Here is a 23,845-nt window from a genome sequence, read left to right as displayed (position 1 = left end):
CGTGCCGTGCCCGACCAGCCCGACCAGCGTCCCAACGGAGGCAACCCGATGACCACACCATCCGGCCGCCCCGGCGCACCGTCCGACGATCCGGTCGTCGATCTGCGCGGACACGACCTCAACCTGCTGGTCGTCTTCGCCGTGCTGATGCGCGAGCGCAACGTGACCCGCACCGCCGAGCAACTGCACATGAGCCAGGCCGCCGTCTCGGCCGCCCTCGGCCGGCTGCGGAAGCTCTTCGCCGACCCGCTGTTCGTCCGCGCGCCAGGCGGCATGACGCCCACCGCCAGGGCGCGGCGCCTCCAGGTGCCCGTCCGGCGAGGGTTGGACAGCCTCAAGATCGCCATCGCCGGCGAACCCGGCTTCGACCCGGCCCAGGGCGGCGCCGTCTTCCGCCTCGGCATGTCCGACGACCTGGAGGCGCTGCTCCTCCCCGGCCTCATCGGCCAGGTCACCGCCGCCTCGCCCGACTCCTCGGTCTTCTGCCTCCAGGCCAACCGGATGACCGTCGGCGGACTCCTGGAGTCGGGCCAGGTCGAGGTCGGGGTGTCGGCCGCCGCCGCGTGGGGCCCCGAGATCCACAGCCGCACCCTCCTCACCTCCCGCTACGCCGTCCTCTACGATCCGCGCGCCCTCGACCGGACGGGCCCGCTGACCAGGGCCGAATACGTCTCCCTGCCGCACGTCATGATCAGCGCGGACGGCACCCGCGGCATCGTCGACGACGTCCTCGACTCCGACGACCAGACCCGCCACCGCATCGCCTCCACCGCCCACTTCGCGATGGTGCCGCTGCTCCTCGCCAGCACCCCGGCCGTCGCCACCATGCCGCGCCACGCCGCCGAGGTCTTCGCCACCCAACTCGGCCTTGAGGTCTGCGAACCCCCGATCGACCTGCCGCAGTTCACCGTGTCCGCGCTCTGGCACCGCAGCAGCGCCGAGGACCCCCGCGTGCGGTGGCTGCTGGGCCAGCTCACCGCACTGGCCACCCGACTCGCACCACCCGCCCCCTGACCCCCCTTTTTTGAACGACTGGAGCCGCAACCATGACCAGGATCGCCCTCGCCCAGTACGGAGCCGTCGCCTTCGACACCGCGGCCACCGTCGAGAAGGCGGTCGCCGTGATCGCCGAGGCAGCCGCCGAGGGGGCCGAGCTGATCGTCTTCCCCGAGGCGTTCCTCGGCACCTACCCGAAGGCCCTCTCCTTCGGCAGCCCGGTGGGCCGCCGCACCGAGGAAGGTCGCGACGACTTCCTCCGCTCCTGGAACGCCGCCGTCGAACTCGAAGGCCCCGAACTGGCCCTCGTCGCCGACGCCGCCAGGGAACACGGGATATTCGTCGTCATGGGCATCGTCGAACGCGCCGGACGCACCCTCTACTGCACCGTCGCCATGATCGACCAGCACGGCGCACCCGCCGGCCACCACCGCAAGGTGATGCCCACCGGCTCCGAACGGCTGATCTGGGGCCTCGGCGACGGGTCCACCCTCCCCGTCGTCGACTCCCCGGCCGGCAGGCTGGGCAGCGTCATCTGCTGGGAGAACTACATGCCGCTGCTGCGCACCGCGATGTACGGGCAGGGCGTGGAGATCTACTGCGCCCCGACGGCCGACGACCGCGAGAGCTGGCTGCACACCATGCACCATGTCGCCCTGGAGGGACGCTGCTGGGTGCTGACCACCTGCCAGGTGATGCGTCGATCCGACTATCCGGACGACTATGCGGCGCTGTTCGGCACCGATCCCGACGACATACTGATGCGCGGCGGCTCGGCCGTGATCTCGCCCACCGGCGAACTCGTCGCCGGCCCGCTCTACGACGCGGAGGGCCTGCTCTACGCCGAGGTCGACCGCGAGGAGATCATCCGCCAGAGCCTCGACTTCGACGCCGTCGGCCACTACTCCCGCCCCGACATCTTCACCCTCACCACCGACACCACCCCCAAACGCCCGGTCACCTAGCGCCTCCCCGGCGGGGGCCTCCCCGGCGGGGGCCTTCCCGGCGGGGGCCTTCCCGGCGGGGGCCGCGAGCCGCCAGCCGCCGTCCGGCGGGCGGGCGCCCCGGGGGTGGGGCTTGCCGCGTGCGCGGCGGAGGCAGGTATCGGCGCCCGGGCCGGTGGCCCGGGGCCCGGCTGCTCCGCAGGTCCCGGCTGGGGTTCGGGGTGGAGCCCTGGATTCGTTTCCTGGGTCGGGGTGGGTATCGGCTGTCAGTGGGGGCGGGGTGTTGTGGCGGCTGCGGCGGGGGTGGCAGGTGGAGTGGTGCTTCGGATCGTGCCGCGTGGGCCGGGGGCCTGGGGCGGTGCTTCGGTTATGGGAGCCCGGGCCGGTGGCCCGGGGCTCGGGTGCTCCGCAGGCCCCGGCTGGGGTCCGGGGTGGAGCCCGCGTTCGCCGTGCGTGTGTGCGGCGGCGCCCGGCACGGGCCCTGGGCCTCCGGCCCGGTCCCGGCCGGCCCGCCCGGGGGTGCGGGGCGGAGCCCCGGATTCGTTTCCTGGGCCGGCGCCCCGGGGATGGGGCTTGCCGCGTGCGCGGCGGAGGTCGGTATCGGCGCCCGGGCCGGTGGCCCGGGGCCCGGGTGTTCCGCAGGCCCCGGCTGGGGTTCGGGGTGGAGCCCGCGTTCGCCGTGCGTGTGTGTGGCGGTGCTGGCACGGGCCCTGGGCCTCCGGCCGGGTCCCGGCCGGCCCGCCCGGGGTGCGGGGCGGAGCCCCGAAACCCCCCGGGGGCGGGGTTCGCAGCCCACCCGCACCGACCACGGGCCCGGGGGCGGAGCCCCCGGTGGTAAGAGGGGGTGCGGCGCCGCGTGACTCTGCGGCAGGGCCGTCTACGCGCGTAGGAAGTACAGTGCAGGCGTGACATCGCATGAGACGACGCCGACGCCGACCGAAGAGCAGATCCTGCGTGCGCCCAAGGCGCTGCTCCACGACCATCTCGACGGTGGGCTGCGGCCGGCCACCGTCGTCGAACTCGCCCATGCGCAGGGGTACTCCGGGCTGCCGACGGAGGACCCGGAGGCGCTGGGGGAGTGGTTCCTTGAGGCCGCGAACTCCGGTTCGCTGGAGCGGTATCTGGAGACGTTCGCGCACACCACCGCCGTGATGCAGGACGCCGCCGCGCTGCGCCGGGTGGCCGCCGAATGTGTCGAGGACCTCGCCGCCGACGGGGTGGTCTACGCCGAGATCCGTTACGCCCCCGAGCAGCATCTGACGGCCGGACTCTCCCTGACCGAGGTGGTGGAGGCGGTCAACGAGGGGTTCCGAGCGGGCGAGCGCCGCGCCGCCGCCACCGGTGCGCGGATCCGGGTCGGCGCGCTGTTGACCGCCATGCGGCACGCCGCCCGCTCGTTGGAGATCGCCGAACTCGCCAACGCCTACCGGGAGTCGGGCGTGGTGGGCTTCGATATCGCGGGAGCCGAGGCCGGGTTCCCGCCCACCCGGCATCTGGACGCCTTCGAGTTCCTGAAGCGGGAGAACAACCACTTCACCATCCACGCCGGCGAGGCGTTCGGGCTGCCGTCGATCTGGCAGGCGCTCCAGTGGTGTGGCGCGGACCGCCTCGGGCACGGGGTGCGGATCATCGACGATATCGAGGTGGCGGAGGACGGCCGGGTCTCGCTGGGACGGCTGGCGGCGTATGTCCGGGACAAGCGCGTTCCGCTGGAGCTGTGCCCGACCTCCAACCTCCAGACGGGCGCGGCCAGTTCGTATGCCGAGCATCCCATCGGTCTGCTCCGCAGGCTCAGTTTCCGGGCCACCGTCAACACCGACAACCGGCTGATGAGTGGTACCAGCCTGAGCCGTGAATTCACCCATCTGGTAGAGGCGTTCGGCTATACGCTGGACGACCTCCAGTGGTTCACGGTCAATGCGATGAAATCCGCGTTCATTCCTTTCGATGAACGTCTGGCCATGATCAATGACGTCATCAAGCCCGGATATGCGGCACTGCGCTCCGCATGGTTGTTCCATGGGAAGCCCGAATCACCCCTCTGAGCTGGGGTGTTGCATGAGGGGAGGGGCGGGCGGCGAGGGATCGCGCGCTCGCCCGGGTGGGTGAGTTTCGAGCGGGGGCGCGCTTTTCGATTCATTGCGACAGTGGGTTTCACCTGACTACCTTCGGGCTCGCCGCTCACCACACACCCAAGGAAGTCCTACTGATGAAGCACGCAACTGCCAAGACCCTCGGTGTGGCCGCGCTCGGTGCCGCCTTCGCCGCCACCGCCGCCGGTTCCGCCTCCGCCATGAGCGTCAACGAGGGCCTGGCGCACGCCACCGGCCAGGTCGCCAGCGCCGTTCCCGTCGAGGACGCCGTCAGCCAGGTGGAGGGCGATGTCGTCAAGGGCGGCACCGAACTGCTCACCAGCGACGCCGTGACCGGCACCCTGGGCAGCGCCACCGAGACCCTCAGCCACACCACCAGCAACCCGGCCCCCGGCGAGCTGCTGGGCGGGCTGGCCCCCGGAGCGCTGAGCGCGGTGACCGGCGCCGCCGGGCTCTCCGGCGTCAACGGCGCCGCCGGCGCCGTGACCGGTGCGCTGGGCGCCCTGGGCTGACCCACCGCACCGCCGCCGCACCAGGGCCGTACTCCCAAGCCCCCCGTGGAGTACGGCCCTTCGCGCTGCCCGGGTCGACGAGCGGCCGGCGGTCAGTACCAGCTGGCCATCCGCGCCTGGACCGGCGGCGCCGGCGGTGCGGGCGGCGTCGGCGGAGCCTGGGGCGTCGGCGGCGCCTGGGGCGTTGGCGGGACACGCGGGCAGCGTGGCGCGCTCCGGGGCTCGGGCGTGGAGGCGTGCGCCGGCGGGCGCGCCGGCGGCTCCGGCGGGGAGGCGGGCGGCGGGTCCTGCGGCGGCTTCGTGGTGGCGAAGCGCCGCAACGGGCCGTAGCAGAGCTGGTGGACCAGGGCGATGCCCAGGGTGTTCAGCAGCACCGTGTCGATGTCGAACACCCGGCTGGGCGCCACCGTCTGACCGCATTCGAGCCCCAGCGAGACCATCGCGCCCACAAAGGCCGTGCGGGAGAGCGAACCCAGCCGCCCGCCGCCCAGGTGGGCACCGAGCAGCGGCAGCAGCGCGCCGAGCGGCGCCAGCCGGACCAGCCCGGCGCCGAGCGTCCTGGCCGCCTCGACGGGGCCACGTTCCACGTCGACCCTGATGGTCGCGAGCGGCTCCAGGTTGGCCGGGGAGACCCACATCATGGTCAGCGGGCGCAGCGCCAGCCAGGTGGCCAGCGCCAGATAGGCCAGCAGCGACAGCGACGCCGCCACCCGCACGGCGGGGGAGACGTGGGGAACGCTTCCGCGTCGGTCCCGCGCCGAACTGGGGGGCTCGGTGGGGCCCCTCTCGGCGGGTGGCGTCGGCTCGGCTGAGCCCGCAGGATGTTGCCGCACGCAGAACAGGACGCCCAGCACGTCAGGGGCGGTTCCCCCGCCGCACTGTGAGCTGGGCCCCACCCGGGACTCCGGGCCGGTCCGCCGCGTCAGCCGATCTCGTGGGCCGACTCCTGGCTCCGCTTGGCGGCGGCGCAGGAGTATGTCTGCGGCTTCTCGGAGTGCGGTCCCGGCGGGCCGCCGAGGGTCACCGTCTGGCCGTTGCCCAGCTCGCTCTTCGCGAAGGTGCAGATGATCTGGTCGAGCGCCAGCGCGGGCAGCTCCTTGGGGCGTTCGCTGAGGCGGACCACGCCCTCGGGGTCCTCGGCGGCGGGGCTGGCTATCTCAAGATCGTCGGGGACGGCGCTGCTGAACCCGGCCGTCCGCTCCGCGCGCGCCGGCTCGTTCTGCATCTCGCGGAGCAGCGCGCCGGCCACCTCCGTCCGGTTGAGGCCGCCGGTCATCGTGCTGGGCAGATAGCGGGTGACGGACGTCAGCCGCTGGGCGCAGACCAGGTAGATCTCGGCGTGGTCCGCCTCGCCCGCCGGCGCGTCGCAGGAGGCGCGGGTGGGCGCGGGGCCGGCGTCGACCGGCACGTCCGTGGGCCTGATGCCGCAGCCGACGGCGGTCGTCGCGGCCAGCAGACCGGCCAGCGCCAGCCGCGTGGCTCGTATCCGTGTCACTCCCTGCCCTCCTCCGAAGTGCCCGGCGTCGCAGGGGTGTTGCCGACGCCGTCGGCGAAGTCGTCCTCGCCGTCCTGGGGCGGGCCCGAGTCGCGGGGCAGCAGCAGGGTGAACACGGCGCCGCCGGCCGGGTCGTTGTGGACGGTGATGTCCCCGCCGTGCAGATGTGCGTTCTCCAGCGCGATGGAGAGGCCGAGACCGCTGCCGTCCGATCGGGGGCGGGACGCGCTGGCCTTGTAGAAGCGGTCGAAGACGTGCGGCAGCACCTCCTCGGGGATGCCGGGCCCCTCGTCGGCCACCTCGACCGTGACCTGCCGGCCGCGCTCCGTCATCCCCTCGCGCACCGTGACCCGCACCGGGGAGCCGCCGTGCTTGAGGGCGTTGCCGATCAGGTTCGCCAGGATGACGTCCAGGCGGCGGGGGTCGAGCCGGGCGACGATGCCCCGGTCCGCGTCCAGATGCACCGCGTCCAGCCAGGCGCGGGCGTCGATACAGGAGGTGACCTGGTCCGCTATGTTGACGTCGTCGAGCACCATCTTGGCGGTGCCGGCGTCGAAGCGGGTCACCTCCATCAGGTTCTCCACCAGGTCGTTGAGGCGCCTGGTCTCGCTGACCACCAGCTGCACCGCGGGCGCGATCCGTGGGTCGAGCGTCTCGACCTCGTCCTCCAGCAGCTCCGTCATCGCGGTGATCGCGGTCATCGGCGTGCGCAGCTCGTGCGACATGTCGGCGACGAACCTGCGGCTGGCGTTCTCCCGTTCGCTCAGATCGTCGACCTGGGCCTCAAGCGAGGCGGCGGCGCCGTTGAACGTGCGGCTCAGCTCGGCGAGCTCGTCCGTTCCGCGCACTTCGAGGCGGGTGTCCAGCTTGCCCTCGCCCAGCCGGCGGGCCGCGTTGCTCAACCGCTGCACGGGGCGGAGCACCATGGTCGCGGCGCCCTGGGCGAGCAGCACGGAGCCGACCACCGCGAGTCCCGTGGCCACGCCGAGGGACATCGCCAGCGACTTGAGGTCGTCGCGCTCGGCGGCCAGCGACGCCAGCACATAGCCGATCGGGCCGCCGCCGATCACCTGGGCGCCGCCGACGAGGTAGGGGTCGCCGTCGATGTTGATCCGCTGCCAGTACAGGTGGTAGGCGTCCTCGTCCGACGCGCCGTCCCTGCGCTCGCGGACGGCCTCCCGCAGCGATGTCGGCACCATGGCGAGCCGGAACACCGTGGGGTCGGACTCGGCGAGGCACTCCGTGCTGTCGTCGCCGCCCCGGTCGTCCGTCGCCCTGTCGTCCTCCAGCACCACCTGGTAGTTGAAGGTGTGGTTGGCCACCTCGGCCGCCATGTTCCGCAGCTCGTCGCAGCTGGGATCGTCGGAGAGCGCGCCGGCGCGGTCGCCGAGGGACTGGCTGAAGTCCCCGAGCGCCGAGTCCTGGGCGCGGGTGAGCACGGCGTCCCGGTTGAGCCAGTAGGCGATCCCGGAGACGGAGACGGCCGCGACGAGCGCCACCAGCGCGAAGACCGTGACCAGCCGCAGCCGCAGGCTGGTGAGGCGCAACAGGGTGCGCAGCCAGCCGCGCACGCGCCCCTCGGCGCGCCCCGGGGGGCGTTCGTCGGCGCGTTCCTCGGGCTGTGGGGGAGCCGCCTCGCGCATCAGCAGATCTCCGCCGTCCCCGTCATCAGGGCGCGTCCAGTCGGTAGCCCACGCCCCGCACGGTGCGGATCAGCTTGGGGGAGGACGGCACGTCCTCGACCTTGGCGCGGAGCCGCTGGACGCAGGCGTCGACCAGCCGGGAGTCGCCCAGGTAGTCGTGCTCCCAGACCAGCCGCAGCAGTTGCTGCCGGGAGAGCGCCTGCCCGGGGCGGCGGCTCAGCTCCAGCAGCAACCGCAGCTCGGTCGGCGTGAGTTGCAGATCGACGCCGTCCCTGGTGACGGTCATCGCCGAGCGGTCGATCACCAACGAGCCGAAGGACACCGAGTCGTTGGACTCGCGCTCGCCCCGGCGCATCACGGCACGGATGCGCGCGTCGAGCACCCGGCCCTGCACCGGCTTCACCACGTAGTCGTCGGCGCCGGACTCCAGGCCGACCACCACGTCGATGTCGTCACTGCGCGCGGTGAGCAGGATGATCGGCAGCTGATCGGTGCGCCGGATGCGTCGGCACACCTCGAAACCGTCGATTCCGGGCAGCATGACGTCCAAAACGATCAGGTCGGGACGCTGTTCCCGCAGGGAACGCAGACCGTCCTCACCCGTCGGCGCGGTCACCACACGATGCCCCTGGCGGGTCAGGCTCATTTCCAGGGCCGTGCGTACCGCCTCGTCGTCCTCGATCAGCAACAGGAAAGCCACGTGGCTCATTGTGGCCCATGGAGTGGGCGGAGTTCGACCGTCCGGCGCTGAGGCTTCCCCCACAGCCCGGGGACGGCGGGTTCCGCCGAACTCCCCGATAACACAAGGGAACCACCGCTACCCCTGTGACACCGCTGTGACAGTTGGGGGACCCCGTCATGAAACTGGCCCGGCAAGGTATTTCGCAACGGACAGGGACGACCTTCACGATGGGGGAGCTGATGAGCGTCAAGCAGGACACCATCGACACGATGGTGAATGACACGCACGCGACCGCCTCGTTGGTTCCCGTCCGGCACGGGGAGAAGTCCGGTGCCGCGTATCGGCTTGGGGGTCGCCGCGGCATCGGGCACCAGCGTCCTTCGCACCTCACCGCGGTGGGCGCTACGGGGGGATGTGCGGGGAAGGCGCGGCGCGAAGGGGGCACGGAGGCGGAGTTCACCGCCTATGTGCGAGAGCGCCGGGCCTCCCTGTACGCCACCGCCTACCACCTGACGGGCGACCGGCACGAGGCAGAGGACCTGCTTCAGAGTGCGCTGCTGTCCACTTACCGTGCCTGGGACCGGATCAGCGACAAGGCGGCCGTCGGGGGATATCTGCGACGGACCATGACAAACCTGCACATCAGCGCCTGGCGGCGCCGGAAGCTCAACGAGTACCCGACCGAGGAACTGCCCGAGTCGCCCGGCGAGCAGGACACCATGCGCGGCACCGAGCTGCGCACGGTCCTCTGGCAGGCGCTGGCCCGGCTCCCGGAGCAGCAGCGCACCATGCTGGTGCTGCGGTACTACGAGGGGCAGACCGACCCGGAGATCGCCGACACGTTGAACATCAGCGTCGGCACCGTCAAGAGCAGCATCTGGCGCACCCTGCGTCGGCTGCGCGAGGACCGGGCGCTCAGCCTCGGCCAGGACCAGGAGGAGTCCTTCGGCGAGTTGGTCGCCTGAAGGCTGGGGGGGAACGGGGGAAACGGGGGAACGGGGGGTGACCGGGGGAAAACGGGGGGAACGGGGATAGGGGGGTGCGGGGGCGCCCCTGGAGGGGTCCACGGGGGGATCCCTCGGGGGGAACCGGGGGGAGCACGGGGGAGGCGGGGGCGCGGGGTTCGGTCGGCCGGGGGGTCTGGCCAGCCCCCGCGCCCCCGCCGCGTTTCCTCCGTGCGCGTTGTTCGATGCGCGTGCCGTTCGGCGCGCGTGCTGTTCGGCGTGCGCGTTGTTCGGCGTGCGCGTTGTTCGACGCGCGTGCCGTTCGGCGTGCGCGTTGTTCGACCCGCTCAGACTCCGGTGGGGTGCCAGACCGTCTTGGTCTCCAGGAAGCCCAACAGCCGGCCGGTGCCGGGATCGGCCGCGAAGTCCTCCGACGGGTCCGGGCGGCGCACCCGCTTGAGGTTCTCCGCCGCCAGCACCTCCAGCTCCGTCGCCAACTCCGCGTCCGCGCCCGTCAGATCGATGGCGTTGACATCCTGGTGCGCGGCCAGGGGGCGGCCCAGCTCGGCGGTCCGCCCACTGAGCACATTGACCACCCCGCCGGGCACATCCGAGGTGGCCAGCGCCTCGGCGAACGACAGCGCCGGCAGCGGCGCGCGCTCCGAGGCGACGACGACGGCCACGCTGCCCGTGGTCAGCACCGGTGCCAGCACCGAGACCAGGCCGAGCAGCGAGGAGTCCTGCGGCGCCAACACCGCGACCACGCCCGTCGGTTCGGGCGTCGACAGGTTGAAGAAGGGGCCGGCCACCGGGTTGGCGCCGCCCGCGATCTGGGCCACCTTGTCCGACCAGCCGGCGTACCAGACCAGCCGGTCGATCGCCGCGTCCACGGCCGTGGCGGCCTTCGACTTCGACAGGCCCTCGCCCAGCGCCACCTCGGCGCGGAACTGCTCCCTGCGGCCCTGCACCATCTCCGCGATCCGGTAGAGCACCTGGCCCCGGTTGTAGGCCGTCGCCCCCGACCAGCGCGGGAACGCCTTGCGCGCGGCGACCACCGCGTCCCTGGCGTCCTTCCGCGAGGCCAGCGGGGCGTTGGCCAACCACTGGCCCTTGGCGTCGGTCACCTCGTACACCCGCCCGCTCTCGGACCGGGGGAACGCGCCCCCGACAAACAGCTTGTAGGTCTTGAGAACCGGCAGCTTGAGACCCGGCTGCGACTCAGACATCAAGGTAGGCCCCCAGACCGTGACGGCCACCCTCGCGGCCGTAACCCGACTCCTGATAGCCGCCGAACGGCGAGGTCGGATCGAACTTGTTGAACGTGTTGGACCAGATCACGCCCGCGCGCAGCCGGTTGGCCATCCACAGGATGCGCGAACCCTTCTCCGTCCAGATGCCGGCGGAGAGCCCGTACGGCGTGTTGTTCGCCTTCTCCACCGCCTCCTGCGGGGTACGGAACGTCAGCACCGAGAGCACCGGGCCGAAGATCTCCTCCCGAGCGATCCGATGCGCCTGGGTCACGCCGGTGAACACGGTCGGCGCGAACCAGTAGCCCTGGGAGGGCAGTTCACACTCCGGCGACCAGCGCTCCGCGCCCTCGGCCGCCCCGGCGTCCGCCAACTCCCTGATCCGCGCCAGCTGTTCGGCCGAGTTGATGGCTCCGACGTCGGTGTTCTTGTCCAACGGGTCGCCCACCCGCAGCGTGCTCATCCGCGCCTTGAGCGCGGCCAACACCTCGTCGGCGACGGACTCCTGTACCAGCAGCCGCGAACCGGCGCAGCACACATGCCCCTGGTTGAAGAAGATGCCCTGGACGATGCCCTCGACCGCCTGGTCGAGCGCCGCGTCCTCGAAGACGATATTGGCGGCCTTGCCGCCGAGCTCAAGCGTGAGCCGCTTGTCGCTCCCGGCCACGGTGCGGGCGATGGCCTTGCCCACCTCCGTCGAACCGGTGAACGCCACCTTGTCCACGCCCGGGTGCGCCACCAGTGCGGCACCCGAGGAGCCGTCCCCGGTCAGGATGTTGACCACCCCGCGCGGCAGCCCGGCCTGCTGGCAGATCCGGGCGAACAGCAGCGCGGTCAGCGGCGTGGTCTCGGCCGGCTTGAGCACCACGGTGTTGCCGGTGGCCAGCGCGGGCGCCACCTTCCACGCCAGCATCAACAGCGGGAAGTTCCACGGGATCACCTGCCCGGCCACCCCCAACGGGCGGGGCCCGGGACCAAATCCGGCGTACGGCAACTTGTCGGCCCAGCCGGCGTAGTAGAAGAAGTGCGCGGCCACCAACGGCAGATCGACGTCCCGTGACTCGCGGATCGGCTTGCCGTTGTCCAACGACTCCAACACGGCCAACTCGCGCGAGCGCTCCTGGATCAACCGGGCGATACGGAACAGGTACTTGGCGCGCTCCGCCCCGGGTAGCCCCGACCAGCCGGGGAACGCCTTCCTGGCGGCCCGCACCGCGGCGTCCACGTCCTCGGCGCCCGCCTGGGCCACCTCGGAGAGCACCTCCTCGCTGGCGGGGGAGACCGTCTTGAAGACCGCCTCGTCGGCCGCCGGCCTGAACTCCCCGTCGATGAAGAGGCCATGGGACGGCGCGATGTCCACGATCGCCCTGGACTCGGGGGCCGGCGCGTAAGTGAAGGTCGTCATGCTCCTCAGTCCACCGTCACGTAGTCGGGGCCCGAGTACCGTCCGGTACTGAGCTTCTGACGCTGCATCAGCAAATCGTTCAGCAGGCTGGAGGCGCCGAACCGGAACCAGGCCGGATCCAACCAGTCCGCTCCGGCGGTCTCGTTCACCAACACCAGGAACTTCACGGCGTCCTTGGTGGTCCGGATGCCGCCCGCCGGCTTCACCCCGATCTGCCGACCCGTGGCGGCCCGGAAGTCCCGCACGGCCTGGAGCATCAACAGGGTGTTGGCCGGCGTCGCGTTCACCCCGACCTTGCCCGTCGAGGTCTTGATGAAGTCGGCCCCGGCCAGCATCGCCAGCCACGAGGCCCGGCGGATGTTGTCATAGGTGACCAACTCGCCGTTCTCCAGGATCACTTTGAGATGCGCGTCGCCACACGCCTCGCGGACCGCGACGATCTCCTCGAAGACGGAGAGATAGCGGCCGGACAGGAACGCGCCCCGGTCGATCACCATGTCGACCTCGTCCGCGCCGGCGGCCACCGCCTCGGCGGTGTCGGCCAGCTTGACCGAACGGGCCGCCCGGCCGGCGGGGAAGGCGGTGGCCACCGAGGCCACCGCGATACCGCTGCCGGCCAGGGCGTCCTTGGCGACGGCGACCAGATCCGAGTAGACGCAGATCGCCGCGACCCGTGGGGTGCTCGGGTCGGTGGGATCGGGCGCGGTGCCCTTGGCGCAGAGCGCGCGCACCTTGCCGGGTGTGTCGGCACCCTCAAGCGTGGTCAGATCGATCATGGAGATGGCCAGATCGATGGCGTGGGCCTTGGCCGTTGTCTTGATCGAACGTGTCCCCAGAGCGGCGGCACGGGCCTCAAGGCCCACCGCGTCGACTCCGGGAAGTCCGTGCAGAAAGCGGCGCAGCGCGGCATCGGACGCGGTCACGTCCGCCAGCGCCGTTGCGGTGGATGGCATGGTCACCAGATGAGCATATCTACGCGCGTAGTGGCCTGTCATCCCCCCAAGGGATTCCTGCCGGAGGCTCGGCAGGACCCCCGGCCGGTGGGGGCCTTGTGCGCCGTGGCCGGCCACGACCGGCTGGTACGCGCTACCCATGGTGAACGGTGGAAGCGAGCGGTAATGGCCTGAAGGGCAAACGGGACCCACCAGGGCTCGAAGGGAATGAAGGCCCACAGCGGCCTGCCGACCCGCCTGGGGGGTGCCCGTAGCAACGTGAACGTGGGCCGATCGCGTCGAGCCGGGGGACGCGCGCCCTTTCACGCGCCCCCCCGCATGCGCTTACGGTGCGTGAGGCGAGGGACACCGAGGTGCGGGGAGACTGAACAATGCGGGTGCCGGAGCGGAAACACCGATCGCCGATCGGAGACGATGGACACCAGCCGGGGCGGCCGGTCCCCCCGCCGCTCCCCGAGGACCCGCCGCCGCAGCGAGACGATACGGCCGACCAGCCCGAGGGCGAGTCGTGACCCCGACCACCGGCACATCGCCGCAGGAGCGACTCATCGGCCAGGTCGTCGCTCATCTGGGTCGACCCGTGCCCCCGGAGTGGCTGACCGCGATGCGTACCGTGCCCCGCGATCAGTTCCTGCCGTCGCGGGTGTGGCTACGGGACGGGCGGGGCGGTTACCAGGTCTGTGAACGGGAGTTGGAGCCTGCCCGGTGGCAGGAGGCTGCCTGGGGGGATGTTCCGGTGGTGGTGCGGGTCGAGGCCGGGCTGGGCGGTGAGGTGCGGCCGATGTCGTCGGCGTCGGCGCCTGGCACAGTGATCGCCATGCTGGAGTTGGCGGATGTCAGGACCGGGGGGAGGGTGCTGGAGATCGGCACGGGCACGGGTTGGCACGCCGGGCTGCTGTCCGCGTACCTGGGTGACGCCCAGGTCGTCAGTGTCGAGCTGGACGGGGACCTGGTGGAACGGGCCCGCGCGTCGTTGGAGGCTGTGGGGCGGAGCCCTCTGGTGGTTCGGGGGGATGGCGCGAGGGGCTGGGCGGCGGGCGCCTCGTATGACCGGATCATCGCCACCTGCTCGGTGCGGGACGTACCCACGGAGTGGCTGGGGCAACTGGCAGCGGGCGGGCGGATCGTCGCACCGTGGAACAGCGCATGGTGCGCCTACGGCACCCTGGTCGCCGACCTGGACGCGGATGGGACGTTGCGGGGCCGCTGGGCCGCTGGCGGGTCGTACATGCCGATGCGCCGCGTGGGCCACGCCTCCGATGCCGCGGTGGCCGAGCCCGACCTGTCGCGTGTGCCCGCCGAGACGACCAGCCTGTCTCCGTGGTCGGTGGCCGGCGAGGACTACGAGGCCCAGTTCGCGGTGGGTCTGCTGACGGCCGGAGTGTGGCACGCCTGGGACACGGCGGACGACGAACCTGGCGTGCACGCCCAACTGTGGCTGTACGCGGAGGACGGCGACAGCACGGCGCTGGTGGAGGTGGCCACGAGCGGGACGATGACGGTGCGGCAGGCCGGCGCGCGCCGCCTCTGGGATGAGGTTGGCGCGGCCTGGCACTGGTGGCGGCGCGAGGGCGCCCCGGGCATGGACCGGTTCGGGATCGACCACCAACCGGGCGGCACGGCACGGCTCTGGCTGGACACCCCCGACCGGCTCCTCCCCGGGGACCATCCACACGCGTCCGGGGGGTAACACCTCGTGTTCATCACGGACCAGCGGATAGCCAGGCCCCGCCCTGGGTTCCGCCGAAGGAGGACTTTCGCCACGGAGAGTCAGACCTCGACGTCACTGTGCATCCCCTTGGCGATCTTCCTCAAAAGACGAATGGATGCCTTCGGGCTCAGCGCCCCCGATGACCAACGCGACGTTGAGCCCGACCCCACAGCCGCCACCCATGTCCGGGTGTTCCCACGGCCATCAGGATCCCCGCACACGGCGGGCCGTCCAACGAGGGCGAGCGGGCGAGACGGGCGTGGGCGCCGCCGGCAGGCCCGGCGGAGCCGGGTGCGCGCCGCGCGTACCCCCGCCGGGCGGTCGTCCCCAGAGGGTCCCGGTCCGCGCGCCCGGGGGGCACGGTAGTCAGACCAGATCCCCTATGCGCCAGCGAGCCGGGCCGCCCGGGAGCCTCCCGCCACCTCGCAGGAGCCGCCCCGGCGGCATTCGCCACCACTCGCAGCCGCGCGGCCACGCGCCACGTAGGCCGGACGTCGTAGCCGCACCCCGACCACCGGCCTGGCCGCGCGCGCCCTTCCCCCGTGGAGACGAGGGCCCTGCGGGGGTGCGGCATCGTGACGACAGGAGACCCTCCCCGTACGCGCCGAGAGGAGCGTGAGCTGGGGTCTTGTCCGGGGTGGGGTCTCTGCTCGCTTGTGCCGGTACGGCGACAGGCGGCCTCCCGGGGAGGGGGGGCGGCCCTCGTCGTCGGCGGCGGTTGCCGCAGAGGTCGTCGAAACCGGTCAGGACGTCAGCCAGAGGATCAGGAGGCCGACCGCGCCGAGGCCCAGTGGCGCGAGGATCTCGTAGCTCCAGCGGATCGTGACCTCGCCGCTCGCGGCCTCCGTCTCGCCATGGCGTTCGGAGAGCTCGCGCAGTTCGGCTACCGCCATGTCGCCGGGGGCCGCGCGGTCTCCGTCCGGCTCGGGGCCGCCGATGTTGCCGCCCAGGCCGAGGAAGGAGCGCGGGGTGCGGCCGGAGGCGGCCTGTTCGTTGCGTCGGTTGGCCTTGGAGCGGGCGCGCAGCGAGACCGGGATCGCCCACAGCTGGTACTTCGCGCCGCCGGCCAGCAGCTCCGTCGAGTAGCTGGCCCGGATGCTCTCCACCGTGCCCCAGGGTGCGGTGATGGTGCGGAAGGGGTTGCGCACGCGAAGGCGTTCGTCGGAGGCGAAGACCGCGGGGCGCAGGGTGAAGGCGATCACCAGGGGCGCCACGAAGAACAGCGTGGCGAGGGCGGTCACCGGCGTGCGGCCGTCGCCGCGCAGCAGGGCGTCGCCGGCGAGCCAGCCCACCAGGCCGAGCAGCAGCACGCCGGCGGCCAGCGCCGAACCGGAGCGGTAGATGCGGTCGGCGTACTTCTCGGGCTCACTCGTCATAAACACGATTCTGCCGGACCATCGCTCCGCTTCGGACAACCGTTACCCCATAGTTCCCTTTGTTCCCGTCGACCCCGTGGTGATCGGCCCGCCGACTGGACGATCGCGCTTTGTGTCACGTTCGCCGGCCGTACTCGGATGTTTCGTAGCGTCTGCGAAGCCACAGGAACCCAAGGAACCGAACACCGAGACGATCGAGGTGCGTTACCCATGCGCGTACGTCCCCTGGTGATCCCCCTGACGGCGGCGCTGGCCGTCGCCCTGACCGCGTTGGCCGGCACCGAGGCCGGCCCGGCGCCCGCCACCGTCGAAGCGGCCCCCGAGGCCCGGGGCGGTGGCGGGCACCACCGGGATGTGCCGGTGGTCTCGCACCGGGGCGCGCCCCGGCACGCGCCCGAGGAGACCGCCGCCGCCTACCGCGAGGCGCTGGCGCAGGGCGCCGAAGTCCTGGAGGGCGACGTCCAGTTGACGGCCGACGGGGAGCTGATACTGCTGCACGACGACACGCTGGCGCGGACCACCGATGTCGCGGAGGTCTTTCCCGACCGGGCGGGCGAGGACGTGGGCGCGTTCACCCTGGAGGAGATCAGGCAGTTGGACGCCGGCTCCTGGCATCGCGCGCGGTACGCGGGCGAGCGGGTGCCGACCGTCGAGGAGATCCTTCGGCTCAACCGGGGCCGCGCGGCGTTCACCTTCGAGTTGAAGGCGCCGGCGAAGAGCCCGGGGGTGGCGACCAGGCTGGCCGAGCTGCTCGACGAGTACGGCCTGGACGACGGTTCCAGGACGCGCGACGGCGCCTTCCGGATCATGGTGCACTCTCGGGACCAGGAGGCGCTGCGCGAGTTCAGCGAAGCGCTGCCCGAGGTGCCGATCGCCTATCTCACCGGTGGGACGATGTTGGAGGACGCGGAGCTCGCCGAGCTGGCCGACTGGACCGTCGGTGTCTTCGCCGACCCCAGGCAGACCCACGCCGGGGACATCCAGCGGGCTCGGGAGGCCGGGCTGCTCGTCTACAGCGACCCCGTGGACAGCCCCGAGCAGATCGAGATGGCGCTCGACCAGGGTTATGACTACCTGGTCACCAACCTCACCGACACCGCGCTGCGCGTCCGCGCCGGCCGTGACCCGCTGCCCAGGGCCGCCGGCGTGGTGGTCGACCACGTCTACCCCAACCCCTCGGGCGACGACATGCGGGAGGACGCCTCCGAGTATGTCGCGCTGCGCAACACCACGGACCGCGCCATCGATGTCGGCGGTCACTACCTGCGCGACCAGGCCGGCAACGTCCAGGTGCGCATCGAGGACGGCTACCGGATCCAGCCGGGCAGCCTGTTGCGCGTGCATATCGGCCGGGGCACCAACGGCCCGACCGACTACCACGCGGGCCTGGACACGGCGATCCTCAACAACACGCTCGGCGACACCATCCAGTACTACAACGAGCGCCATGTGATCGAGGACGTCTTCTCCTACATCGTCCCCGCCGTGGCCTAGGGATCGAGACGGCGCTGTGGCGGGTCGGCTATGCCCGGGAGGGTGTAGCCGTGGGGCTCTTCCCAGGGGATGTCGAGGTCGTCCATGTGCACATGCCAGCCGGAGTCGGGGAGGGCGCGGCGCAGTTGGGTGAGGGAGGCGAGGACATGGGCGATCACCTGTGGTTGCCGGTGGGGATCGCTCGGCAGCTTGGTGGCTCCGGCGAGTATCTCCTCCTGGGCGCGCCGCCGGCTGTCGTAGAGGAAGAGGGACTCCTCGTCGGCATGGGGGAAGGACACCTCGCGCGCGGCCAGCACCCGCTCGACCTCGGCCGCCTCCGCCGGGGTGGGCGGAGTGGCCCTGGTGGCGCGGTAGTAGAGGGAAACACTCATGACGGCAGCCTAGGACGAGGGTCTGACAACGGCCGCCCGCCGGGCGGCGCTTCAGGGGGGAGCGATCGCGCCACCCGACGCCAGGAGGGGCCGTAGGCCACCGAGGGGGCCGGCGGGCGCGCCTCCCGCACCCGGGGTCAGCAGCGCGGTTCCCGTCTTCCGCCGGTCGGGGACATGCCGTTGACGGAGGTCGGCCACGCCCCTACGTCCCCAAGGGGGTTCGGCCCCCGTGGCCAGGAGGCGGACCCCCGCCCCCGGGCGGTCGTACCGGCGCGGACGAGGCGCGGACGAGGCGGGGACGAGGCGGGGACGAAGGGGGCGACGCGCGGGCCGGCCAGGCCGTTCTCGCCTGCCCCGCGACGTCGGCTCGCCGCCTCGGGGGCGGACCGGCGGCCGGTTCGACGAGGCGGACGAGCCCCAGAGCGGCGGCGCCGACGCCGCTCAGCCGACGCCTTCCGACGCCGCTCGCGAACCCGGGCCAAGTGGCCAGTTCCCGTTCTTGTCACCGCGCGTCGCGATGGGAAGATTCTGTGCAGCGATTGTCGTGGGCATGACTTTTACGCGTATGTCCCGCACGCTACAGGCACCTCACGGTCAGCTCATCCACCGGATCCATGAATCCCTTTGGAGGCAGCAAGTGAGTTCGAAGCGCACCACCCCCCGTGGCCGAATGGCCCGTGGGCTCAGGGCACTTGCCGTAGCAACCGGCCTGATCGCCGTCTCCGCACTCGCGGTGCCGGGGGCAGCCCAGGCCGACTCCGTCCAGACGTTCAGCGCGACCCAACTCGCCACCGTGGCCCAGGCCGTCGACACCGCCGACGTGGGCGGCACCGCCTGGGCCGTGGACGAGGCGTCGGGCACGGTGCACGTCCTCGTCGACGAGTCCGTCACCCCGGCGGAGGTCGCGGCGATCGAGGAGAGTGCGGGGGCACTGTCCGGCGCGCTCGACATCGAGCACACCCCCGGCGTGTTCGAGCAGTACCTCCAGGGCGGTGACGCCATCTACGCCGACCTCGGTTGGCGGTGCTCCCTCGGCTTCAACGTCCGCTCGGGCAGCACGTTCTACTTCCTGACGGCCGGCCACTGTACCGATGACCCCTACGGCCCCACGCCGCCGTACCCGCTGTGGAGCGACGGGGTCAGCCAGATCGGCTTCACCGTCAGCTCGTACTTCCCCGGTGACGACTTCGGCCTGGTGCAGTACGACCCGCAGCCGGCCTCCGTGCCCGGCACGGTGCTCGGCGGCGGCACCATCACCTCGTTCGCCGACCCCGTGGTCGGTACGTCGGTCTGCCGTAGCGGCAGCACCACCGGCGTGCACTGCGGCAGCGTCACGGGGCTCGGCTACACCGTGGACTACGGCGGCGGCGAGGTCGTGTACGACATGATCAGGACCAACGTCTGCGCCGAGCCCGGCGACAGCGGCGGCCCGCTGTGGGGCGGCAGCGTCGGCTACGGTCTGACCTCCGGCGGCAGCGGCAACTGCTCCGTCGGCGGCACGACCTTCTACCAGCGCGTCACGGAGGCGGCGACCGTCTCCGGCGTGACGCTGCCCTGATCCGGCAGGCGCCTTGACCCGCACGGCCGTTGACCCGCACGGCCACTGACCCGGCACCCTGACCGGGTTGGCCGAGTCCCCGCCCGTTCGCACCGGGCGGGGACTCGGCGTCCGTCCCGGAGGGCACCCGGGACAGCGCCTCTAGGTAAGGCCCAACGACCTGACCAGGTCAAGCATCTCGGCGCGGTGCAGCGCCGCCGGGTTGGCCGCGACGGGGTGGATATGACCGTCGATCTCCAGGGCCACCAGCCCGTGCATCCGCCCCCAGACGCGCAGCGCGAGCGCCGCCGCGGCGGGGGGCACCTCCGGGAGGTCGGCCCGGATCTTGGCGACGTAGTCCGGGTGCAGATCGGACCAGTCGGTGTCCTCGGGCTGAAGGTGTCGCGCCTTGGGCCAGGCGGCGGCCACCAGGCCGGTCAGATCGCGGCAGACCCGGCGGGCCGTCATCTCCACAGGGCCGTCCTCGGGCGGCTGGTAGCCGGGGACGGGATGCCCGTAGAAGAGTCGGAAGCTCTCCGGATGCGCCAACGCCCACTCCCGCAGGGCCCCGCCCCAGGCCATCAGCCTGCCCGCGGGGTCGCTCGCCGGCACGGCGCGGCCGGCGCCCGTCAGCGCCTCGGCGAGCGAGTCGGCGATGCCGCTGATCAGCGCGGTGATCAGATCGTCCCGGGTGGGGAAGTAGCTGTAGATCGCGCGTGGCGTCATCCGCATCTCGCGGGCGATGCCGCGCAACGAGATCGCCCCTGGCCCCCCGTCGGCCAACTGCCGCAGCGCGATGGCCTTGATCTCCCGGCTGGTCTCCGCGCGTAGCCGCTCCCGGCGGCTCGGCACCACGGGCTCGCTCTCGTCCCTGCTCACATGGGGCAGGTTACCCGGGTGCGTTATTCTTCGGCGTGTCATTAGTACACGCCGTGTCCAAAGGGAGCGCTGACTCATGCCCGCCTATGTCATCGTCGGAGTCGATGTCCTCGACGAGGAGGCCGCGCTCGCCTACGCCGCCGTGGCCCAGCCGTCCGTCCTCGCTCACGGGGGCCGTTACCTGGTCGCCGGCCCCACGCCCGAACCGGTCGAGGGCGCCTGGGACTTCGCCCGCCTGCTGGTCATCGAGTTCCCCGACCTGGACCGGATCCGCGGGTGGTACGAATCCCCCGAATACCGGCACGCCAGGGAGCTGCGCGAGGACGCGACCCACGTCCGCATGCTCTTCGCCGAAGGCTCCCCACCCGAGGGCTTCTCCCTGCCGGCCTGAGAACGACGGCCTGGGGCGGGGGGCGGCGGGGGCGGCTCGGCGTGTGCCGCGCGCCGTTCTGGCCCGCTCAGGCCGGGAGGCCGGCCTGAGCCGCCAGGTCCTTCTTCAGGGCGTCCAGGGTGCGGGACGCGATGGCGTGGGCGGTGGGCAGGGCGGCTCGGTCGGCCGTCGGGACCACGACCTCCAGATAGCACTTGATCTTGGGCTCGGTGCCGGAGGGGCGGACGATCACCCGGGCCGCCGCCACCTCCCCCTCGCCGGTCAGGTGGTAACGCAGCCCGTCCGTCGGCGGCAGCTCGGCGCTGCCCTCGGCGAGGTCCTCGGCCGTGGCCACCGCGAGCCCGGCCAGCGCGGTGGGCGGGGTGGCCCGCAGCCGGGCCAGCGCGTCGGCGATCAGCGAGAGGTCGGCCACCCGGACGGAGAGCTGGTCCGTGGCGTGCAGCCCGTGCCGCACCGCGAGATCGGCCAGCAGATCCGTCAACGCCCGGCCCTCGGCGCGGAGTTCGGCGGCCAGCTCGGCGATCAGCAGGGCGGCCGTGATGCCGTCCTTGTCGCGCACGCCGGCCGGGTCCACGCAGTAGCCGAGCGCCTCCTCGAAGGCGTAGCCCAACTCGGGCACCCGGGCGAGCCACTTGAAGCCGGTCAGCGTCTCCGCGTAGGGCAGCCCGGCGTCCGCCGCGATGCGACCGACCAGCGACGACGAGACGATCGAGGTGGCGAACGTGCCTCGGCGGCCCCGCCGCACCAGATGGCTGGCCAGCAGCGCGCCCACCTCGTCGCCGCGCAGCATCCGCCAGCCGCCGTCGGCCGCCGCGTCCCGGACGCCGACGGCGCAGCGGTCCGCGTCCGGGTCGTTGGCCAGCACCAGGTCCGTGCCGGGGGTGGCGCGGGCCAGGTCGAGCGCCAGATCCATGGCGCCCGGCTCCTCCGGGTTGGGGAAGGCGACGGTGGGGAAGTCCGGGTCGGGCGCCGACTGTTGGGGCACCTCGACGGGGGCGGCGAAACCGTTCCTGGTGAACGCCTCGGTGAGCACCGACTGGCCCACACCGTGCAGCGGCGTGTACACCGTGCCCAGCGTGCGCGGTGCGCCCTCGGTGAGGGCGGCGCCGGTGCGGTCGAGATAGGCGGCGACGATTCCCTCGTCCAGCACCTCCCAGCCGTCCGCCGGCCTCGGCACCTCGGCCAGCGCGCCGACGGCGGCGATCTGGGCGGCGATCTCCGCGTCGGCGGGCGGCACGATCTGGCTGCCGTCGCCGAGGTACACCTTGTAGCCGTTGTCCCGGGGCGGGTTGTGGCTCGCCGTCACGGCGACGCCGGCCACCGCGCCCAACTCCCTGATGGCGAAGGCCAGCACGGGGGTGGGCAGCGGCCTGGGCAGCAGCACGGCACGCAGCCCGGCGCCGGTGAACACGGCGGCGCTGTCCCGGGCGAAGCGTTCGCTGTTGTGCCGCGCGTCGTAGCCGACGACGACCAGACCGGGGGAGCGGCCCCTGAGATAGGCGGCGAGCCCGGCGGCGGCGCGGATCACCACGGCGCGGTTCATCCGCGTCGGGCCCGCGCCCATCTCGCCGCGCAGCCCGGCGGTGCCGAACTGGAGCGTGCCGGCGAACCGTTCGGCGAGCGCCGAGGGGTCGTCCGCGTCCAGCAGCGCGGCCAGCTCGGCGCGGGTGTCCGGGTCCGGATCCTCGGCGAGCCAGCGCCTGGCCCGCGCGATCAGCTCGTCCCTGTCGCCGCCTGTGTCGCCCGCCACGTTCCCACTCCCGCCGCTCGGATCGTCCGCGTTGCCTCTTGTGCGCTTCCCGCCGAGGGACGCGTCAGGACTTGATCAGCACCTGGGCGAGGAGGTCGCCCATCCGGGCGGCCGAGTCCTGGCCGGCCCTGAGGACCTCCTCGTGGTTCAGCGGGGCCCCGGTGATCCCCGCCGCGAGGTTGGTGACCAGGGAGATGCCGAGCACCTCGGCGCCCGCCTCGCGGGCCGCGATGGCCTCCAGCACCGTGGACATGCCGACCAGGTCGCCGCCGATGGCGCGCACCATCCGGATCTCGGCCGGCGTCTCGTAGTGCGGCCCAGGGAACTGCACATAGACGCCCTCTTCGAGGCTGGGGTCGATCTCCTGACAGAGGGCTCGCAAGCGTGGCGAGTAAAGATCGGTCAGATCAACGAAGTTCGCGCCCACGATCGGTGAGGTCGCGGTCAGATTGATGTGGTCGCTGATCAGTATCGGCTGGCCGACCTGCATCCCCTCGCGTAGACCGCCGCAGCTGTTGGTGAGCACCACCGTCTTGCACCCGGCGGCGACCGCCGTGCGCACGCCATGGGTGACCGCGCCGACGCCGAGCCCCTCGTAGAAGTGGGTGCGGCCGACGAAGACCAACGCGCGTTTGTCGCCCACCTGGTAGGAGCGGATCTTGCCCGCGTGCCCCTCGGCGGCCGGCGGCGGGAAACCGGGAAGTTCGGTGACGTCCAGCTCCCGGGTCGGTGTCCCGAGACGCTCGGTGGCGGGGGCCCAGCCGGACCCCATGACCAGTGCGACGTCATGGCTGTTCACACCGGTCAACTCGCGTAGGCGAGCGGCTGCGGCGTCGCCCGAGCGGGCCATGTCAGATGCGTTCACAAGATGAGCCTAACCGCAATGTCCCTACGCGCGTAGACGGAATGCGCGCCTGGGATCGGGTACCAGCCATCGGACGGCGTTCGGCGGGTGGGCCGGGGCCCGTCTCAACAGGGGCGTTTGCGGATTTCCATCACATAGTCGTGCGGTGCCCCCGCCGACTCGGCGGCGTCGGCGATCTCGCCCAGGTACCGGGCCGACGGCAGCCCGCCCTCGTAGCCGTTGAGCACATACGCCCACGCGCCGACCTGGCCGTCCAGGGTGTCGACCCGGACCCGCATCCTGCGGTAGATGTCCAGGCCGACGCCCTCCCAGCGGTCGAGCCGCTCCTCGTCCATGGGCGCGATGTCGTAGAGGGCGACGAACACGTCGGGCGCCGGGGGGACGCCGGCCTCGGCCAGGGTGGCCAGGGCGCCCTCCCAACCCATCTCCTCCCCGCCGAAGGTGAGGCGCCAGCCGGAGATCCAGCCGGTGCCGCGCAGCGGGGAGTGCGGTGCGCGCCGGGCCATCAGCCGGGGGTCGAGGTTTCCGGCGTACGCGGCGTAGAGGGACATGGCCCT

General features: G+C 72.2%; 22 protein-coding genes. 9 read left to right on the top strand and 13 right to left on the bottom strand.

Annotation, left to right across the window (positions count from 1 at the left end):
* Window positions 1-48 precede the first annotated feature (48 nt).
* The 4 genes from K4G22_RS10140 to K4G22_RS10125 all read left to right on the top strand — a co-directional run bounded on the left by K4G22_RS10140 (window position 49) and on the right by K4G22_RS10125 (window position 4,545).
* Window positions 49-1,014, top strand: coding sequence for a LysR family transcriptional regulator (locus tag K4G22_RS10140; RefSeq protein ID WP_228079555.1), 966 nt, complete (start codon window positions 49-51; stop codon window positions 1,012-1,014).
* 32 nt (window positions 1,015-1,046) lie between these two features.
* Window positions 1,047-1,961 (top strand): carbon-nitrogen hydrolase family protein, encoded by a 915-nt coding sequence (locus tag K4G22_RS10135; RefSeq protein ID WP_228079554.1) that lies wholly within the window; start codon window positions 1,047-1,049, stop codon window positions 1,959-1,961.
* An 884-nt stretch (window positions 1,962-2,845) separates the two neighbouring features.
* On the top strand, window positions 2,846-3,985 hold the full coding sequence (locus K4G22_RS10130) for an adenosine deaminase (protein ID WP_228079553.1): 1,140 nt from the start codon (window positions 2,846-2,848) through the stop codon (window positions 3,983-3,985).
* A 164-nt stretch (window positions 3,986-4,149) separates the two neighbouring features.
* The gene (locus tag K4G22_RS10125) at window positions 4,150-4,545 is read left to right on the top strand and encodes an ATP-binding protein (protein ID WP_228079552.1); all 396 of its coding nucleotides are present in this window, start codon (window positions 4,150-4,152) and stop codon (window positions 4,543-4,545) included.
* A 92-nt stretch (window positions 4,546-4,637) separates the two neighbouring features.
* On the opposite strand, the gene K4G22_RS31630 is transcribed toward K4G22_RS10125, so the two are convergent.
* From K4G22_RS31630 to K4G22_RS10105, 4 genes are all read right to left on the bottom strand, one after another.
* The gene (locus K4G22_RS31630; RefSeq protein WP_265590222.1) at window positions 4,638-5,378 is read right to left on the bottom strand and encodes a VanZ family protein; all 741 of its coding nucleotides are present in this window, start codon (window positions 5,376-5,378) and stop codon (window positions 4,638-4,640) included.
* An 89-nt stretch (window positions 5,379-5,467) separates the two neighbouring features.
* Window positions 5,468-6,040 (bottom strand): hypothetical protein, encoded by a 573-nt coding sequence (locus tag K4G22_RS10115; protein WP_228079551.1) that lies wholly within the window; start codon window positions 6,038-6,040, stop codon window positions 5,468-5,470.
* On the bottom strand, window positions 6,037-7,683 hold the full coding sequence (locus K4G22_RS10110; protein WP_228079550.1) for a sensor histidine kinase: 1,647 nt from the start codon (window positions 7,681-7,683) through the stop codon (window positions 6,037-6,039). Before K4G22_RS10110 ends, K4G22_RS10115 begins: the two co-directional genes overlap by 4 nt.
* A gap of 25 nt (window positions 7,684-7,708) precedes the next feature.
* Window positions 7,709-8,383 (bottom strand): response regulator transcription factor, encoded by a 675-nt coding sequence (locus K4G22_RS10105; RefSeq protein ID WP_228079549.1) that lies wholly within the window; start codon window positions 8,381-8,383, stop codon window positions 7,709-7,711.
* A gap of 209 nt (window positions 8,384-8,592) precedes the next feature.
* On the opposite strand from K4G22_RS10105, the gene K4G22_RS10100 reads away from it, so the two are divergent.
* Window positions 8,593-9,330 carry a SigE family RNA polymerase sigma factor gene (locus tag K4G22_RS10100; RefSeq protein WP_425336642.1) on the top strand — a complete coding sequence of 246 codons (738 nt, stop codon included), beginning with the start codon at window positions 8,593-8,595 and terminating at the stop codon, window positions 9,328-9,330.
* Window positions 9,331-9,656: 326 nt separating this feature from the next.
* Here K4G22_RS10100 and K4G22_RS10095 read toward each other — a convergent pair whose 3' ends face one another.
* The 3 genes from K4G22_RS10095 to deoC are packed head-to-tail and all read right to left on the bottom strand — an operon-like array spanning window position 9,657 to window position 12,914.
* On the bottom strand, window positions 9,657-10,535 hold the full coding sequence (locus tag K4G22_RS10095; protein WP_228079548.1) for an aldehyde dehydrogenase family protein: 879 nt from the start codon (window positions 10,533-10,535) through the stop codon (window positions 9,657-9,659).
* Window positions 10,528-11,961, bottom strand: a complete 1,434-nt coding sequence (locus K4G22_RS10090; RefSeq protein WP_228079547.1) for an aldehyde dehydrogenase family protein — start codon at window positions 11,959-11,961, stop codon at window positions 10,528-10,530. Before K4G22_RS10090 ends, K4G22_RS10095 begins: the two co-directional genes overlap by 8 nt.
* A gap of 5 nt (window positions 11,962-11,966) precedes the next feature.
* Window positions 11,967-12,914: a deoxyribose-phosphate aldolase gene (deoC, locus tag K4G22_RS10085; RefSeq protein WP_228084034.1), complete on the bottom strand. Its 948-nt coding sequence runs from the start codon at window positions 12,912-12,914 to the stop codon at window positions 11,967-11,969.
* Between the two features lie 508 nt (window positions 12,915-13,422).
* Here deoC and K4G22_RS10080 point away from each other — a divergent pair.
* Entirely contained in the window at window positions 13,423-14,604 is a 1,182-nt protein-coding gene (locus K4G22_RS10080; RefSeq protein WP_228079546.1) for a methyltransferase domain-containing protein, read from the top strand.
* Window positions 14,605-15,368: 764 nt separating this feature from the next.
* On the opposite strand, the gene K4G22_RS10075 is transcribed toward K4G22_RS10080, so the two are convergent.
* The gene (locus K4G22_RS10075) at window positions 15,369-16,001 is read right to left on the bottom strand and encodes a PH domain-containing protein (protein ID WP_228079545.1); all 633 of its coding nucleotides are present in this window, start codon (window positions 15,999-16,001) and stop codon (window positions 15,369-15,371) included.
* 210 nt (window positions 16,002-16,211) lie between these two features.
* On the opposite strand from K4G22_RS10075, the gene K4G22_RS10070 reads away from it, so the two are divergent.
* Window positions 16,212-17,495: a glycerophosphodiester phosphodiesterase family protein gene (locus K4G22_RS10070; protein WP_228079544.1), complete on the top strand. Its 1,284-nt coding sequence runs from the start codon at window positions 16,212-16,214 to the stop codon at window positions 17,493-17,495.
* On the opposite strand, the gene K4G22_RS10065 is transcribed toward K4G22_RS10070, so the two are convergent.
* The gene (locus tag K4G22_RS10065; RefSeq protein WP_228079543.1) at window positions 17,492-17,866 is read right to left on the bottom strand and encodes a hypothetical protein; all 375 of its coding nucleotides are present in this window, start codon (window positions 17,864-17,866) and stop codon (window positions 17,492-17,494) included. The genes K4G22_RS10070 and K4G22_RS10065 overlap by 4 nt on opposite strands.
* A gap of 670 nt (window positions 17,867-18,536) precedes the next feature.
* On the opposite strand from K4G22_RS10065, the gene K4G22_RS10060 reads away from it, so the two are divergent.
* Window positions 18,537-19,424, top strand: coding sequence for a S1 family peptidase (locus tag K4G22_RS10060; protein WP_425336641.1), 888 nt, complete (start codon window positions 18,537-18,539; stop codon window positions 19,422-19,424).
* Between the two features lie 141 nt (window positions 19,425-19,565).
* Here K4G22_RS10060 and K4G22_RS10055 read toward each other — a convergent pair whose 3' ends face one another.
* Window positions 19,566-20,282, bottom strand: a complete 717-nt coding sequence (locus K4G22_RS10055; protein ID WP_228079541.1) for a TetR/AcrR family transcriptional regulator — start codon at window positions 20,280-20,282, stop codon at window positions 19,566-19,568.
* 76 nt (window positions 20,283-20,358) lie between these two features.
* Between K4G22_RS10055 and K4G22_RS10050 the strand changes: the two genes are divergently transcribed.
* Entirely contained in the window at window positions 20,359-20,673 is a 315-nt protein-coding gene (locus K4G22_RS10050; RefSeq protein WP_228079540.1) for a DUF1330 domain-containing protein, read from the top strand.
* 67 nt (window positions 20,674-20,740) lie between these two features.
* Here the strand turns inward: K4G22_RS10050 and K4G22_RS10045 are convergent, their stop codons facing one another.
* The 3 genes from K4G22_RS10045 to K4G22_RS10035 form a co-directional block, all read right to left on the bottom strand.
* Window positions 20,741-22,423 (bottom strand): phospho-sugar mutase, encoded by a 1,683-nt coding sequence (locus K4G22_RS10045; RefSeq protein WP_228079539.1) that lies wholly within the window; start codon window positions 22,421-22,423, stop codon window positions 20,741-20,743.
* 64 nt (window positions 22,424-22,487) lie between these two features.
* The gene (locus K4G22_RS10040; protein WP_228084033.1) at window positions 22,488-23,273 is read right to left on the bottom strand and encodes a purine-nucleoside phosphorylase; all 786 of its coding nucleotides are present in this window, start codon (window positions 23,271-23,273) and stop codon (window positions 22,488-22,490) included.
* Between the two features lie 119 nt (window positions 23,274-23,392).
* Window positions 23,393-23,839, bottom strand: a complete 447-nt coding sequence (locus K4G22_RS10035) for a gamma-glutamylcyclotransferase family protein (protein WP_228079538.1) — start codon at window positions 23,837-23,839, stop codon at window positions 23,393-23,395.
* Between the last annotated feature and the right edge of the window lie 6 nt (window positions 23,840-23,845).

The sequence above is a fragment of the Streptomyces profundus genome (genome assembly GCF_020740535.1).
Classification (GTDB): Bacteria; Actinomycetota; Actinomycetes; order Streptomycetales; family Streptomycetaceae; genus Streptomyces; species Streptomyces profundus.
This window is presented reverse-complemented; position numbering and strand designations above follow the sequence as displayed.